The organism is Cloacibacterium caeni, from assembly GCF_907163125.1.
In the GTDB taxonomy this organism is placed as follows: Bacteria; Bacteroidota; Bacteroidia; order Flavobacteriales; family Weeksellaceae; genus Cloacibacterium; species Cloacibacterium caeni_B.
The window spans coordinates 2,119,564-2,135,136 of the sequence record NZ_OU015319.1 but is presented as its reverse complement, the minus strand read 5'-3'; the positions used below and the strand labels follow the sequence as shown (position 1 = coordinate 2,135,136).

Below are 15,573 nucleotides of genomic sequence, written 5' to 3'. Positions count from 1 at the left end.
CAAATTTATAAAAAGGAAGCCTCTCAAATTTTGAGAGGCTTTTTGTTTTTATTGAGAAGAAAGATGATTGAATTAAGCTACAAAAAATCCGGTTTGCGGATAAATTAAAAAAAAATAGCAGAGCGGATTTTTGCCATAACGTTCCCAGGCTTTGCGAGGTTGCGGACTAAATTAGCCGTAACTTTCGGTTAATCACTGACCTCAAAGATAAGCCAAAACTTTAAATTAATCACTTACCCCGCAATCTTGCAAAACGCTTGTTGCAAGAAGCCTTTCATTTGTCGGTACTTATTGGTTTAAGGTTTGCATTTAGTTTTTTGCTTTTCATTATCAAATTTTTCAGGTTCGATATTAGGTTTTTACTATTCATTATTAGGTTTTGCAGGTTCAATATTATGAGTTGCGGATATGTTGTTAGGAATTGCAGGTTTGTTAATGTTAATTTACTATGTCTTATTAAAATTTACAGATTCAATATTAGGAGTTGAAGGTTTGTTATTTGTTTTTAACTATTCGTTATTATTGTTTTACGAAGCGTTTATATAAATTGTTGATTGATTATTAGGGTTTTACTATGGCTTATTATTAAAAATAGAAAGAATAACACAAAAGGGAGGTAGCCCTTTTGTGTTATCTCTTTTTTATTTAGTTTCTTTGAATTGTAGTTTTACAATTGCGTTGTAATATGGTTTTCCTGCATCTCCTAATGATTTTAAATAGGCTTTAACATCTTTAATTAACTGTATTACATTTGTTTCATTTTTGTACAAAATATTATTTCTGCTTGATCTTGCAGTAATTAAAGCATTACCTGCTGAATTTACTGCTTGACTTAATGTAACCAAATTTGAATGTAATGCTTGTAAACTTGTAATTTGTATTTCTGTTTCGTTGGGAGCATATTCTGGATGTGAAGCTAATTGAGTTGTGTATGTATCTAAATTAGCAATACGGCTGTCATAACTCATTTGTGAGGTAGAAATACCATCTGTTTCTGTAGTTTCTGGGTTTACTGATTTTGGTTTTTGGTCGCCACGTATTTTTTTAGCTTGATTTGTTATGTTTTCTTTGTCTGTGGCTGAAATATCTAATGATTTTGCAAAGTTTGAAGATTTTGTCATTAGTTTTCCCAATGGAGCAATAGCAACTTCACGAGCTGAAACCGCATTTTTATAAATTGGTTTCTTATTGTTTAACTCTGTAATTACAGTTTGCAATGAAGTACGGATAGGGTCGAGGTTCACTAACTGTATTTTTGCATTAGATGGATTGTAAAGCGTACCCATTTCTTCTAAAATTTGGTAAGCGGTACTAAAATTTGCCACATTTTTATTGTGACCCGTTTCTGAATTTGAAGCCATAATATTTTGATTTAAAAGTTTATAGTGCAAAAATAAGAAATAATTTAATTGAAAATTAAAAGCCCTTTAAAATTTCTTCAAAGGGCTTTATTTTTATTTCTTTACAATTTTTACTGTTTGACTTCCTTTTTCTTCTGATAGTTTTATAAGATAGGTTCCAGATAAAAAATTGGAAATATCAATCTGATATTTTTCTTTGTTTTCGTTTATCGTTTTTAATAACCTGCCTTGTAAATCAAAAAGTTCAATTTTTTGAATTTGTTTATCAATGGTTTCAATAAATAAAATTTCATCTGTTGGATTTGGGAAAATTTTGAAATTTTTGAGGCTATTTTCGACTACTCCCAATGTTACTTTATCAAAAACAACACTTGCAATATCAACTCTATCATCAGCTCCATTAAATAAGTAGCCTTCGAATCGACCAGAGTGTTGTAATTCCACCGTAAATTGTGTTCCTGCATAGCTATCAAGATTGATAATCAAATTTTGATATTGAGCATTTACAGCACCTTGATAACTTGGTCCAATTTGTGTACCATTTACCAAAACTCTAAACCAAGAATTATTGACTGTTCCAAATCGTCTAACTCGATGTCTTACGGTCATATTCAAAGTAGTTGTATTTTGAGCATCAACTTTCATGAACAAAGATGAAATAAAATCTTTATTTTCATTCCAAGCTTGAGATTCTGTAGTATTGTTACCTCCAATCCAAGTTATTTCTGTTCCTCGTTGATGTAACGAAACGGCTGGGTTGCCACTGGTGTAATTTACTGTGCCAAAAAGGCTGAATTGTGGTGATACAAACTGTCCTGTTGTATTGGTAGTAAAAAAAACAGAATAAGGTGGCGAAATAATATTGGGTAATGTAGAAACAAAAAATTCATTCCACTTGCTATTTTTCGAACTACATTTTTTTCGAATATAAATTTTATACGGAGAAGCAACACTCAAATTTTGAAAAGTATAGGGTAAAGTGGAGCTAATCCAACTATCATCTGTTAATTCTAATGCTTGGCTAACAAAGGCAATATCATACAATGTGGTGCTATCAAGCCCTGATAAAGTTATGGAATTTGTTGTTTTTGAAATACTTATTTCTTGATCGGTGATAGAGCAACTTTCTTCTTTTAATTCAATGGTATCAACCCATGCACTTCTTTGATTGTTTGGACTATAAAAATCGCTTACATGTTCTATAGTTAATGTGAATTTTTTGCCTATGTATTTTTTTAAATCTACAATAACAGTTTGAAATTCAGTATCATCGCTTGTGGTTGTTCTGTAGGTCCAACCTACTTGCAAATTGTCAATTAGTACTCGTAAGTTCGACTTTAATTTTTGTTTTAATCTGAAACTAAATATAGGATTAACGGGGTTATTGGTCAAGTCAACCAAAAATTCTGCTTGGGCAATATAATCAGAATTATTATCCCAAATATTTCCAGCTTCTGTATAACTTGGTGTACCCAACTTAAAATCAGATGATCTAAAGAGTAATCCATTAGTTGAATTATCTGCTGCAACTGCACTAACAGATGAGTTTCCTAAATATCCTGTAGGTAAAAAATAGTCTCTAGAATACTGTCCATCAAAAGTAATGATGTGTGGGACACTAATTTCTAAAGGTTTTGTTGAGAAAGTTTGGTTAGCATATCGTGGTGCTGGACTATCACAGTCGGATGTAGCACTAAATCGGTATTTTTCTGCTGGAAGTAAGTTGGTTAAGTTAAGAGTATTAGAAGTAGTGGTTTTCAGAGTAGAAGGAATAGTAGTGCCATCTGGATAAACAGAATAATGGTAAGCATTAATTAACGGATTGTTTTGAAAGTTTATAGTTGCAGTTGATTGAGTTATGTTTTGAACACCAGTTTGAAATGTTGGAGAAATGCAACGTTCAAGTGACCCAAAAAAACGTGTTGCTGGATAGGAATTTTCAATTAGCACTGATGTTCCAGATGAATCGGTCAACGACATAATACTTCTTTTGGGAGGATTATTAAAGTTTTCTCCTCCTTTAAATCCTGATAATGCGCTCGAGGTTGAACCTGGAGCGATTTCTTCTACTTGGATAACTAAATTTTCTGTTCCTGTATAATTAAACGGCGTTGTAAAATTAATTATTACTTCTCCAGAACCTCTAGCAATAGAACCATTAAAAACTTCAGTAAGTTCAGATTGGTTGATGAACCCAACACCATTGCCAAATTCCTCAATGCTTGTTGTTCCTAATTTAACAATCCATTGACTAGAGTTTTCAAGTGATATACTAGAAAAAGAGGTTAAGTACCTTATCTGATTTATTAAACCTTTAAAATTCAGATCAGATTTGTAATATATAACTTGTGATTTTGAAAAGTCTGATTGCGGAGAAATAGGTTGATTCGTGAAATCAATAGAAGACCCAAAATCTATATTTGAGACTATCTCAGTTTGACTAAAAGAAAATAGAGGTAGTAAAAAAAGTAAGATTGTTTTCATTTTATGTATAAAGTTTGGTTTATGGTTATTTGCAAAATTAGGTTAATCTATCTGATATAAAAAATGGTAAACACCAAACGGTCATTTTTTGTTGTGAAAAGTGTATTTCATTTATTATATAAGGTTTTCTTTTTAGCGTGATGTTCGTCATAAGGTTTCTTGCAACGTTTTGCGGCTTGGCGAAGGGCGGGATTTTTAGCACTAAAGTTTAAACGAAGTACAAATGTTGAACCTTGCACAAATGTTTCTACGAAGCACGAAACCCCGCCTTTTGCCAAACCGCTGTGCTTGTTGCACAACTCAAATATACAAAAATTTGTATAAAAATTGGATATTTCGTAAATTTAAATATGCAAGGAAAGAAGAGTTTTACGCCCCAATTATTTGTTTCGGTTAATTTGTTGGATTTGGTTCCAGAGGATAATTTTTACAGAAAATTGCAAACCGAACTCAATTTACATTTCATTTACAAAGCTACTCAAAAGTATTATGGCAAAGAAGGCCAAGAGAGTATAGATCCTGTAGTTTTCTTTAAGATATTGTTGGTGGGATATTTGAATAACATCAATAGTGATCGACAATTAATTGCTTTTTGTAGTGATAGCTTGTCGATACGATTGTTTTTAGGTTATGATGTACATGAGCAGCTTCCTTGGCACAGTACCATTAGCCGAACTCGCAATTTATATGGCGAAGAAGTGTTTTTAAACTTGTTTAAAGAAGTCTTGAGAATGTGCGTTTCTAAAGGCATGGTTCGTGGTAAACGACAAGCGGTGGACAGCGTTTTCATCAAAGCCAACGCCAGTATGGATAGTTTGGTAGAGAAGGAAGTTTTGGAAGATGCCAGTGCTTTTGTAAACGAATTAGAAGAAAACAGCGAATACAAAGTAACTTCCACCCGCAAGAAACTGGTAGAACGCCACCACGATTGGAAAGCAGAAGCGTATAAAGGAATGCCAGCAAATAGCAACAGCAATCAAACCGACGAAAACGGCAATCTCATCCGTCCCAAATACTTGTCTAATCACACCCATTATTCTCCCACAGATACAGATGCCAGAGTAAGCGTAAAACCTGGCAAAGCGAGACAATTAAATTATTTTGGACAAATCGCAGTAGACGATGCGCACCATGTCATTACAGGAGCGTGTTCTGATTTTGCTGATAAACGCGACAGTCAATGTTTAGAACAAATTGTAGAACTTACCGAAGAAAACTTAAAAGAAAACGGAATCGAACTCGAAGAACTCTTAGCCGATGGTGGTTACAGCAGTGGTGAAGCATTGGCGTATTTACATGAAAAAAACATCAACGCTTACATCCCAAACTTCGGACAATACAAACCCGAGCGAGAAGGTTTTACCTTCAACAAAGAAGAAAATTATTACCAATGCACAAAACCCGAAGGCAACCAAGCGAAACTGCTTTTCAAAGGCGAAAAAAGGGATAGTAAAGGCTACACCAAACGAACGTACCGAAGTAGCGAAACAGATTGCAAAAACTGTCCACTAAGAGAACAATGCTGTGGCAAAAGCACCAAGTTCAAAAAATTAGACGACAGCATCCACAAAGAACATTACGACCGCATGCACCAAAAACTCACCCAAAACGAGAAATATGCCAAGAAAATGGTAAAAGTGCGAAGTAAAACAGTAGAACCCGTGATAGGAACGTTGGTCAACTTTACGAACATGAAGAGAGTCAATACACGAGGCATCAAAAACGCAAACAAACACGTATTAATGGCAAGTTTAACCTACAACTTGAAAAAATACTTACGCTTTATCACCAAAAAACCGAGTGTTTTAGCCCAAGTTCTATCTCTAAAACAAGGGAAGAACTTTGCTTTTATAAAATCAGTCTTCCCAAGCATCAATAACTCAATTTTAAGCACCCCAAATTTTATGATTTTGAATCTTAATTAAAAAATAAACCTCTCTAAAATTGCTTCTAAAGAGGTCAAAATTTTATGTTTTTGAAAACTATTTTCTAAAAAAAGGAGTTGTGCAACAGCTACCGCTGTTAGCAGTAGTGGTTCTTCTTTCGTCCGTCATTTTGATAGTTTTAGAATTTTAAATGCTCCTTGTCCAACGATGAAAAATACAATTGTTCCAACGATAAGGTCAGGATATTTTGAGTTTGTCAAGTAAACAAGTCCGCCTGCTACGATTACTCCAAGATTTACAATTACGTCATTAGAAGTAAAAATCATACTTGCTTGCATATGAGCTTCTTTGCTTTTACTTTTTTGCAGTAAATACAAACAAAGTCCATTACCAATAAGAGCAAGAAGTGAAATAATTATCATTGTCTGAAATGCTGGAATTGTTTCCGTTCCAACAAATCGTCTGATAACTTCTATAAAACCAAAAACCGCAAGTGTCAATTGAAAATAACCTGCCGATTTTGCAATATTTTTCTTTCGTGTCATTGTTCCGCCAACTGCAAAAAGTGCAAGTCCGTAAACAATACTGTCGGCAAGCATATCCAAACTGTCCGCTACAAGTCCCATTGAGTTTGAAATAAAACCTGTCGTAAGTTCAAGTGCAAAAAAGAAAAAGTTTATGGCTAAAACTTGCCAAAGCAATTTTTTCTCACGGTCAGTGTTGTCGGTTGTTGCAATGTAATTGTCTGCCGAAACGCTATCAATAAGAGAAGTATCAAATTTTAAGTTGTCAAGTCGCTGAAAAATTTGGTCATGGTTTTCTGTGTGAAAAACGGTCAGTTGTCTGTTAGGTATATCAAAGTCCAACGAGTTGATGTTTGTCAAGTCGGCAAGTTTCATCCGTATCATTTGCTCTTCGGATGGGCAGTCCATTTTTGATATTTTAAATGTCGTTTTTCTCATTCTCTATTGTTGTCGGTTGGGTCGTCCTACCATTACTGCTAACGGATTGCAGCTACCCGAAGGTGGCGTTTTGAAACACTAAACTGTCTATACGCTCAATGTTTGTTTGAAACACCAATGTCCGTTTACGCACTTCCCCGCCACTTTTGGGTAGCTGCTGTTAGCGGTTCGTTGTTTTCGGTCTATTTGGCCATTACTTGTCCACCGATTTTAGCAGTCTATTTGATTTTTTAAAACTTTTAAGAAACAAAATTAAACTAATTAATGTCAATATTGAAGCAATTAAAAAAGGAATTCCTGGAAAATAAATCTCGGATTGTTCTCCCGTAAAGTAAGAAAAACTGCTTGTCATTAACGGTGGTGCAACCAGAGTTGTCAAGCCCATTAAACTACCTAAAGCACCTTGAAGTTCGCCTTGTTCGTTGTCGGGCATTGCAGAAGACATAATACTTTGAACGGCTGTTCCCTGAATTCCACCAACTATGAAAAGTAATAATGCTGTAAAGAGTAACCATTGCCACGGTGTAAAAGCAAACAGAAAAAAGCCTGTCATCATAAGTACAAACCCTAATACTGCCATTCGTTTATCGCCCAGTTTTTTTGCCAAAATACCGACTAACCATAGCTGAACGATAATTGATAGAATGCCTATAAATGCTAATGAGTAGCCAACAAGAGAGCTGCTCCATTTAAATTTTTCAATGGTGAAAAATGCCCAAACACTTTCCATACTGTGATTGGCGATGGAAACAAAAATCATTGATAGCACTAAAGTTTTTATCAATGGGAATTTCTGTAAGTGTTTGAGGGAACCAAATGGATTAGCTCTTTTCCAGTCAAATTTCCTGCGGTTATTTGCTTTTACCGATTCCGGGAAAAAGTAATAGCCAAAAATAAAATTGATAAAACTTAAAATAGCAGCAACGATAAAGGGTGTATGAGTTCCGAATTGTCCCAATGTTCCGCCAATTATGGGCCCAATTATAAACCCTAAACCAAAACCTGCGTTTATAAGCCCGAAATTTTTAGTTCTATTATCGTCTGTGCTAAAGTCGGCAACACAAGCAGATGCAACGGAATAGCTTGCTCCTGTTATACCTGCAATTGTCCGCCCAACAAAAAGCCACAAAATATTTGGTGCAAAAGCAAGAAAAATGCAGTCAATACTGAACCCAAACAATGAGCATAAAAGCACTGGTCGCCTGCCATATTGGTCGCTTAAATTCCCTAAAACTGGTGCAAAAACAAATTGCATAATTGCATAAGCAAATGAAAGCCAGCCTCCGTATTTGGCGGCTGTGCTGATGTCTGAATGAAGTAGATTAGTTAGTAGTTGTGGTAGAACTGGAAAAATTAGTCCAAAACCTGCGGTGTCAATTACGACAACGATTAATACAAATATGAATGTTGATTTATGATTTGATTTCATTTTTATGAAGCGATAAATTATAGCATTACTCTGAAAAAGCATAATGCAGTTTGTTAATAATAAATTCAATGGAAAGAAGTCTCAACCAGATTTGGTCAAGAAAAAAAAACGTTGATCGCTCTGAAAATATTATTGCCTCATAATGGCACAAATATATAAACAAAGTATAAGAAGTCAATGACGAGTTGCGAAAAATAATTAACAAGACCAACGAAGCGTTAGTTTTTTTGTCGGGCGTTTAATGCTCGTACGGTCGTCTTTTTACAATGACCGCTAACATCCAAATATACGCATTGCGTATAATTTAATTATATATACCTGCGTAAAAAAACAATAAAAATATATAAATATTTGATAATCAGTATTTTATTTTTATTAATTTTGGACTTGCGCAATAATTGTAATATGGACTACAAATTAGTAGACAAATTTTTAACTAGACTGAGGGTACAAAGATTCTGAGAAAATACAATTGAGAATTATAAAAGTCAACTAATTTATTTTTTAAAAATTTCTAATCAGTATAAACCAGAAGATATAACTGATAATCAGTTAGAAAAATTTATTATATGGCTAGTGAATGAAAAAAATATTGGTCAATCTTATCAAAAAGCAATGTTAGCAACACTAAAAAAATTTTATAAAGAAATTTTTAATAGAGAAGTTAACCTGTCTCATCTTTATCCTAAAAGAAAAGAAAATAAATTACCAAAATTTCTTACACAAAATGAAATTAAAAAAATTATTGATATTACAGAAAACCTAAAACATAAAACCATCATTACTACTATTTATTCTTGCGGGTTTAGATTAAGTGAATTATTAGAATTAAAAATATCTGACATAAAATCAGAACAAGATTGTATTGTTATTAGACAATCAAAAGGAAATAAAGATAGAATAGTAATGCTTTCACCCAAACTTTTAGATCTATTAAGAGAATATTATAAAAAATACAAACCAAAAGAATATGTTTTTGAAGGGCAACTTGGCGGAAAATATTCTGCAAGAAGCGTTCAGCAGATTCTTAAAAAGTCAATAGAAATTGCAAAAATTAAAACTCAGGCTTCTGTGCATACTCTCAGACATTCTTACGCCACACATCTATTAGAGAATGGAACTGATATAAGGATTATTAAAGAGCTTCTTGGGCATAACTCGATAAAGACTACGGAAATTTACACTCATATAACAGATGTTCAGAAACATAAATTAAGAAGTCCGCTTGATTTTCTGTAAAAATTTCCTCACTTCAAAACCTTTATTTATATTTGCTTTAAGCAGAAATTATTTATGAAGCTCAATATAAAAAACGAAACAGGCAGATTAAAATCGGTAGTTCTAGGTCAGCCAAAGTCTATTGGCCCAGTTCCTACTTTAGAAGAAAGTTATGATGCTAAGTCATATTACTCCATAGAAAATGGCATTTATCCTAAAGAAGAAGACATCATCGCAGAAATGACCGCCTTCGAAAAAGTGCTCAAAAAATATGATGTAGAAGTTTTCAGACCGAATATTATCAAAGATTACAATCAGGTTTTCGCAAGAGATGTAGCCTTCGTCATCGAAGATAAAATGATTATTTCAAACGTCATCAAAGATAGAGCAGATGAACAGGAAGCTTATCGCAAGATTTTTGAAAAAGTAGAATGGCGCAAAATTATTAATCTACCTGAAACTGCTCATATAGAAGGCGGAGATGTAATTGTTTGGGATGATTTTCTGTTTGTAGGAACATGTTTCTCCGAAGATTACAGAAATTATAAAACAGCCAGAACCAATGAATACGCCATAGAAATTCTGAAAGAATATTTCCCGAAAAAACGTATCATAGACCTTGACCTTAAGAAAAATGACAAGGTTCCGTATCAAGGAGTTTTGCACTTAGATTGTACGTTTAATCCTATCGGAAAAGACAAATGTATTATCTATAAAGATGGTTTTGTAGATGAGAGTGATTACCAACTTATCATCGATATTTTCGGGGAAGAAAACTGCTTCCACATTACACCAGAAGAAATGTTCGAGATGAATCCTAATATTTTCTCTATTTCGCCAGAAGTGGTGGTTTCAGACGAAACTTTTACCAGAATGAATGACTTTCTGAGAAATGAATGGGGTTTTACGGTAGAAGAAATTCCGTATCGTGAAATTTCTAAAATGGGCGGTTTGCTCAGATGTTCTACCATGCCTTTGGTTAGAGAATAATTAGATTGTTTTTATCAAAATAAAAAAGGACAACTTCATAAAGAGGTTGTCCTTTCGATTTAAAGAAATAAGAAATAAAAAATTATTGTAATGAAAACTTGATTTTCGTTTTTATAGCGTCTGAAGAATTCCCAATCAGCGCTTCGAAATCACCAGGTTCTGCTACCCAATCGTGTTTTACAGGGTCAAAGAAACTTAAAGCTGATTTGTCAATCGTGATGGTTACTTCTTTTTGTTCACCCGGATTTAAGTAAATTTTTTCAAAACCTTTCAGTTCTTTTAATGGTCTTGGCAAAGAAGATTTTACGTCTCTTATGTACAATTGAACTACTTCTGCACCTGCTTTTTTGCCTGTATTTTTTACTGGAATCGTAAACGTAATAGTCTCATCTTCGGTAATAACGGCTTTGTCTGCTTTAGCTTGACCAATCTCGAAAGTGGTGTAACTTAATCCATGCCCGAAACTGAAAAGTGGTTTGATATTTTTGGTGTCATGCCAACGATAACCTACGAAAATACCTTCGTTGTATTTTATGTTGATAGGGTTTTGTTGGTCTTTTCCTTTTCCTTGTGCCAATTCTTCTTTATTACCAGGATATTCTCCTAATTGATGCGCTGAATTGTCTTCTAATTTCACAGGGAAAGTGAAAGGCAATTTACCAGAAGGATTAGCGTCACCTGCTAAAACTGAAGCGAGAGCATGACCACTTTCTGAACCTAAATACCACGCTTGAACAATGCTAGGAACTTCTTTTACCCAAGGCATTTCTACAGCATTTCCTGAAACTAAAACTACAGAGAAATTTTTGTTCACTTTTGCTAAAGCAGAAATTAATTCATCTTGATGATAAGGCAAGCCCATATCTTTTCTGTCATTTCCTTCACTGTCTTGGAAATCACTTTTATTAAGTCCACCTACAAAAATTACAAAGTCAGAATTTTTAGCGAGTTCTACCGCTTCTTTGGTTAATTCCGCCTGTGAACGTTTGTCAGTAAGGTCTTTTCCAGTTTTTACACCGTTATATTCTCCAGTTACATCTCCTACATAACCTCTCGCAAAAACTACTTCTGCATCTTTCCCGAATCTTGCTTTGATTCCGTCTAAAGGTAAAGTTTCATATTTTACTTTTAAGGAAGAAGAACCACCACCTACAGTCATCATTTTGATGGCGTTTTCACCAATTACAGCAATCTTTTTAGTTTTGGCAACGTTAATTGGCAATACATTTTTTTGATTTTTTAGCAATACAATTCCTTCTTCACCAATTTCTTTGGCAATCGCTCTATGTTCTTCAGAAGCAATGTTTCCAAAAGGTTTGTTTTTATTCATTGTGGTTAAGAAAGCCAATCTTAGGATTCTTCTTACTTTATCATCCAATTCTTTAGTTCCTACTTCACCAGACTTGATGAGTTTTAAATAAGGATGTGCCAAATAGTAATTGTCATAAGCATTGCTAGTTCCTTCCGAAAGTCCATTTGTCCAGCTTCCGAATTCCATGTCAAGACCATTCATAATGGCTTGTTTGGTATCATTTACAGCGCCCCAATCAGAAATCACTACTCCTTTAAAACCCCATTCTTTTTTCAGAATATCGTTTAATAAATATTGATTTTGACTTGCATACTGATTTTTGTACATATCATAAGCTCCCATGATAGACCAAGTGTCTCCTTCTTGTACAGCTGCTTTGAAGGCAGGTAAATAAATTTCGTACAGCGTTCTATCATCTACAATTACGTTGCTGGTATGTCTAAATTGTTCCTGATTATTAAGTGCATAATGTTTTACACAAGCAGCTACACCATTAGATTGAACCCCTTTAATGTATGGAACCACCATTTTAGAAGATAAAAATGGGTCTTCTCCCATATATTCGAAGTTTCTACCGTTTAATGGAGTTCTGTAAATATTTACACCAGGTCCTAATAGAATATCTTTTTTTCTATAACGAGCTTCTTCTCCAAGAGCTTTTCCGTAATTCCAAGACATTTTTTTGTTCCATGTTGCAGAGAGTGCAGTAAGCGCAGGATAAGCAATGATGGAGTCATTGGTCCAACCAGCTTGATCCCATTCATCCCATTTTACTTCAGGACGAATTCCGTGTGGTCCATCGGTAGTCCAAAATTCTGGAATTCCTAATCTTGGAACACCTGGTGAACTGAATTTTGACTGAGCATGAAGCATCGCTACTTTTTCTTCTAAAGTCATTTTAGAAAGTGCATCTTCTACTCTGACTTCTATAGGTTGCGAATCATCTAAATAAATTTGTGTCTTTTTTTCTTGTGCTTTTGCTTGAAAACTCATTAACGAGACTAAGCAAACAAGTGCAATTTTCTTGAACATAAGAATTAATTTTTGGTTCAGTAAAACTACAACTTTTTATTATTATCTCAAAATGAGATAATAAATTTTTCAAAAAACTTATCTTGAGATTAAAGATTTAAAAATAAAAATCAATAAATCACCTGTTAATCAGTTGGTTATGATTTGTTAAAATGAAAAAAATATTTTTTTTCTTCTAAAAATTTGGTTTTCTGTAAAACTTGTTTTTATATTTGCACCACGATAAACGTTCTTTATACACGCAACTTATTAAGAAAGGTGGAGGGAATTGACCCTGCGAAACCTTGGCAACCTGCTAACAGAAATGAGAGTAAGGTGCCAAATTCAACCCCGAAATTCGGGAAAGATAAGTCTGAAATCAGTTTAAAATAGTCATACACTATATCAAAAACTCTTTCGACTTGTCGGAAGAGTTTTTTTATGCTCTTTCGTCAAGAATTTTCTGCAAATAAGTTGCTCTAATATTTAACAATTAAAAAATTATTAAAAAAATGAGCAATTTAAAATTTGAAACGCTTCAACTTCACGCTGGTCAAGAAATCGACCCAACTACCAATTCTAGAGCGGTGCCGCTTTACCAAACTTCGTCTTATACCTTTAACAATGCAGAACATGCTGCCAATCTTTTTGGGTTAAAAGAATTTGGGAATATCTACACCAGACTCATGAATCCTACTACAGATGTATTCGAAAAACGTGTGGCTGCACTTCACGGTGGAGTAGCTGCTTTGGCTACCGCTTCTGGTCACGCTGCGCAATTTTTGGCAATTACCAATATTTTACAAGCAGGAGATAATTTTGTGAGTTCGCCTTATTTGTACGGAGGAAGTTATAATCAGTTCAAAGTTTCTTTCAAAAAATTAGGAATCGAAGCACAATTTGCTAAAGACGATGAGCCAGAAAGTTTTGAAGAACTCATTAACCAAAACACCAAAGCGATTTATTTAGAAACCATAGGAAACCCTACGTTGAACGTTGCGGATTTTGATGCAGTCGCTGCAGTGGCTAAAAAACATAATATTCCACTTATTGTAGATAATACTTTTGGAGCAGGTGGTTATTTGTTTAGACCGATTGAACATGGCGCAAATGTAGTGGTAGAATCTGCAACCAAATGGATTGGCGGTCACGGAACTTCTATTGGCGGAATCATCATAGATGGAGGAAATTTCGATTGGGGAAATGGTAAATTTCCACAGTTTTCTGAACCTTCAGATGGTTATCATGGATTGGTTTTCTCAGATGTTTTTGGAGTTAATGGACCTTTTGGAAATATTGCTTTTATCATCAAAGCCAGAGTAGAAGGTCTTAGAGATTTCGGGCCTACGATTTCTCCATTCAATTCATTTTTATTGCTTCAAGGTTTAGAAACATTATCGCTTAGAGTAGACAGAACCGTAGAAAATGCTCAGAAATTAGCGGAATTTTTAGAAAATCACCCTAAAGTTGAAAAAGTATTGTATCCAGGTTTGCCTAGTTTCCCAGATTATGAAAATGCCAAAAAATATTTGAAAAAAGGTTTCGGAGGGGTACTTAATTTTGAAATCAAAGGCGGAAAAGAAGCAGCGGTAAAATTCATCGATCATTTACAATTGATTTCGCATTTAGCAAACGTTGGAGATTCTAAAACGCTGATTATTAACCCTGCTTCTACTACACACGAACAACTTTCAGATGAAGAAAGATTAAAAGCAGGAATTACTCCGGGACAAATTAGATTAAGCGTAGGAATAGAACATATTGATGATATTATCGCAGATTTAGAGCAATCATTCTCTAAAATATAGAAATTGGAAGGCTGAAATCGGAAATTATCAATAGAATCGGGCTTTAGCCCGATTTCAAAAAATAAAAATTCAACTGGCTTTAGCCAAAACTTAAGATTAAAACAATCTTTTTTTAATATAAATTTGAAAATTTTGGAAAATTTTACGGCAGGAAGTTTTGCCCTAGAAAGTGGAACTGAAATAAAAAATGTAAACATTGCTTATCATATTTTTGGTGAATTAGCTCCAGAAAAAAAAGTGATTTGGATTTGTCATGCCTTAACTGCAAATTCAGATGTGCAAGATTGGTGGCCTAATTTCATTGGCAAAAATTTAACCTTAGACACCGAAAAATATACCATAGTTTGTGCCAATATTTTAGGTTCTTGCTACGGAACGAGTTTCCAAAAACAAGAAAAACCTCCATTAATCACCATTCGTGATATGGTAAAACTTCACCAAGAGTTAGCCAAATTTTTACAAATTTCTGAAATAGAATTGCTTCTAGGAGGTTCTCTCGGCGGAATGCAATGTTTAGAGTGGGCGATTGCAGAACCAGATTTTATCAAAAAATTATTTGTAATTGCTACCAATGCAAAGCATTCTGCGTGGGGAATTGCTTTTAACGAAGCACAAAGAATGGCGCTGGAATTAGGCGAAAACGGAATAGATGCAGCAAGAGCTATCGCCATGCTTTCGTACAGAAACTATGATACTTTTGAAGCCACTCAAACTGATGAAGAAGAAAAATTAGAACAATATAGAGCAGCTTCTTATCAAAGACATCAAGGAGAAAAACTCAGAAAAAGATTTTCTAAAGAAAGTTATTTCATGCTTTCTAAAGCTATGGATTCTCACCACTTGGGAAGAGGAAGGAATTCAGTAGAAAATGCTTTGAACCAAATTACAGCAGAAACTTTGGTGATAGGAATTGATAGCGATATTCTTTTTCCTGTTTCGGAGCAAAAATTTATAGCTGAACATATTAAAAACGCTAAGTTGGAAGTGATTTCTTCATTGTATGGACATGATGGTTTTTTAATTGAAACTGATAAGATTTCAACATTGCTTAAAAAGCATTTCAACTTATAAGAAAACACAAATGATGATTTTCAAAAAATTAAAATTAAAAA

Annotated in this window: 10 protein-coding genes and 1 riboswitch; of the genes, 5 read left to right on the top strand and 5 right to left on the bottom strand. The window is 34.1% G+C overall.

All coding sequences use genetic code 11. The features are described from left to right. Nucleotides 1–641: 641 nt before the first annotated feature. Entirely contained in the window at nt 642–1,361 is a 720-nt protein-coding gene (locus KKQ79_RS09865) for a hypothetical protein (protein WP_213189987.1), read from the bottom strand. A 93-nt stretch (nt 1,362–1,454) separates the two neighbouring features. Continuing rightward, nucleotides 1,455–3,845 carry a T9SS type A sorting domain-containing protein gene (locus KKQ79_RS09860; protein WP_213189985.1) on the bottom strand — a complete coding sequence of 797 codons (2,391 nt, stop codon included), beginning with the start codon at nt 3,843–3,845 and terminating at the stop codon, nt 1,455–1,457. A 350-nt stretch (nt 3,846–4,195) separates the two neighbouring features. Here KKQ79_RS09860 and KKQ79_RS09855 point away from each other — a divergent pair, with 350 nt between their 5' ends. Then, nucleotides 4,196–5,770: an IS1182 family transposase gene (locus KKQ79_RS09855; RefSeq protein ID WP_213189007.1), complete on the top strand. Its 1,575-nt coding sequence runs from the start codon at nt 4,196–4,198 to the stop codon at nt 5,768–5,770. A gap of 125 nt (nt 5,771–5,895) precedes the next feature. Here KKQ79_RS09855 and KKQ79_RS09850 read toward each other — a convergent pair whose 3' ends face one another. Both KKQ79_RS09850 and KKQ79_RS09845 read right to left on the bottom strand, forming a co-directional pair. Continuing rightward, complete coding sequence (locus KKQ79_RS09850) at nt 5,896–6,693, bottom strand: cation diffusion facilitator family transporter (RefSeq protein ID WP_213189983.1); 798 nt, start codon at nt 6,691–6,693, stop codon at nt 5,896–5,898. Nucleotides 6,694–6,886: 193 nt separating this feature from the next. Next, entirely contained in the window at nt 6,887–8,122 is a 1,236-nt protein-coding gene (locus KKQ79_RS09845) for a TCR/Tet family MFS transporter (RefSeq protein ID WP_213189982.1), read from the bottom strand. A gap of 471 nt (nt 8,123–8,593) precedes the next feature. Here KKQ79_RS09845 and KKQ79_RS09840 point away from each other — a divergent pair, with 471 nt between their 5' ends. Beyond that, nucleotides 8,594–9,361 (top strand): tyrosine-type recombinase/integrase, encoded by a 768-nt coding sequence (locus KKQ79_RS09840; RefSeq protein ID WP_284070071.1) that lies wholly within the window; start codon nt 8,594–8,596, stop codon nt 9,359–9,361. A 54-nt stretch (nt 9,362–9,415) separates the two neighbouring features. Then, complete coding sequence (locus KKQ79_RS09835) at nt 9,416–10,330, top strand: dimethylarginine dimethylaminohydrolase family protein (RefSeq protein WP_213189980.1); 915 nt, start codon at nt 9,416–9,418, stop codon at nt 10,328–10,330. 82 nt (nt 10,331–10,412) lie between these two features. On the opposite strand, the gene KKQ79_RS09830 is transcribed toward KKQ79_RS09835, so the two are convergent. After that, entirely contained in the window at nt 10,413–12,674 is a 2,262-nt protein-coding gene (locus tag KKQ79_RS09830) for a glycoside hydrolase family 3 C-terminal domain-containing protein (protein WP_213189978.1), read from the bottom strand. A gap of 243 nt (nt 12,675–12,917) precedes the next feature. Continuing rightward, nucleotides 12,918–13,027: riboswitch (SAM riboswitch) on the top strand. A gap of 138 nt (nt 13,028–13,165) precedes the next feature. Between KKQ79_RS09830 and KKQ79_RS09825 the strand changes: the two genes are divergently transcribed. Next, nucleotides 13,166–14,461, top strand: a complete 1,296-nt coding sequence (locus KKQ79_RS09825; protein WP_213189977.1) for an O-acetylhomoserine aminocarboxypropyltransferase/cysteine synthase family protein — start codon at nt 13,166–13,168, stop codon at nt 14,459–14,461. Between the two features lie 132 nt (nt 14,462–14,593). After that, nucleotides 14,594–15,532: a homoserine O-acetyltransferase family protein gene (locus KKQ79_RS09820; protein ID WP_250131231.1), complete on the top strand. Its 939-nt coding sequence runs from the start codon at nt 14,594–14,596 to the stop codon at nt 15,530–15,532. Nucleotides 15,533–15,573 lie beyond the last annotated feature (41 nt).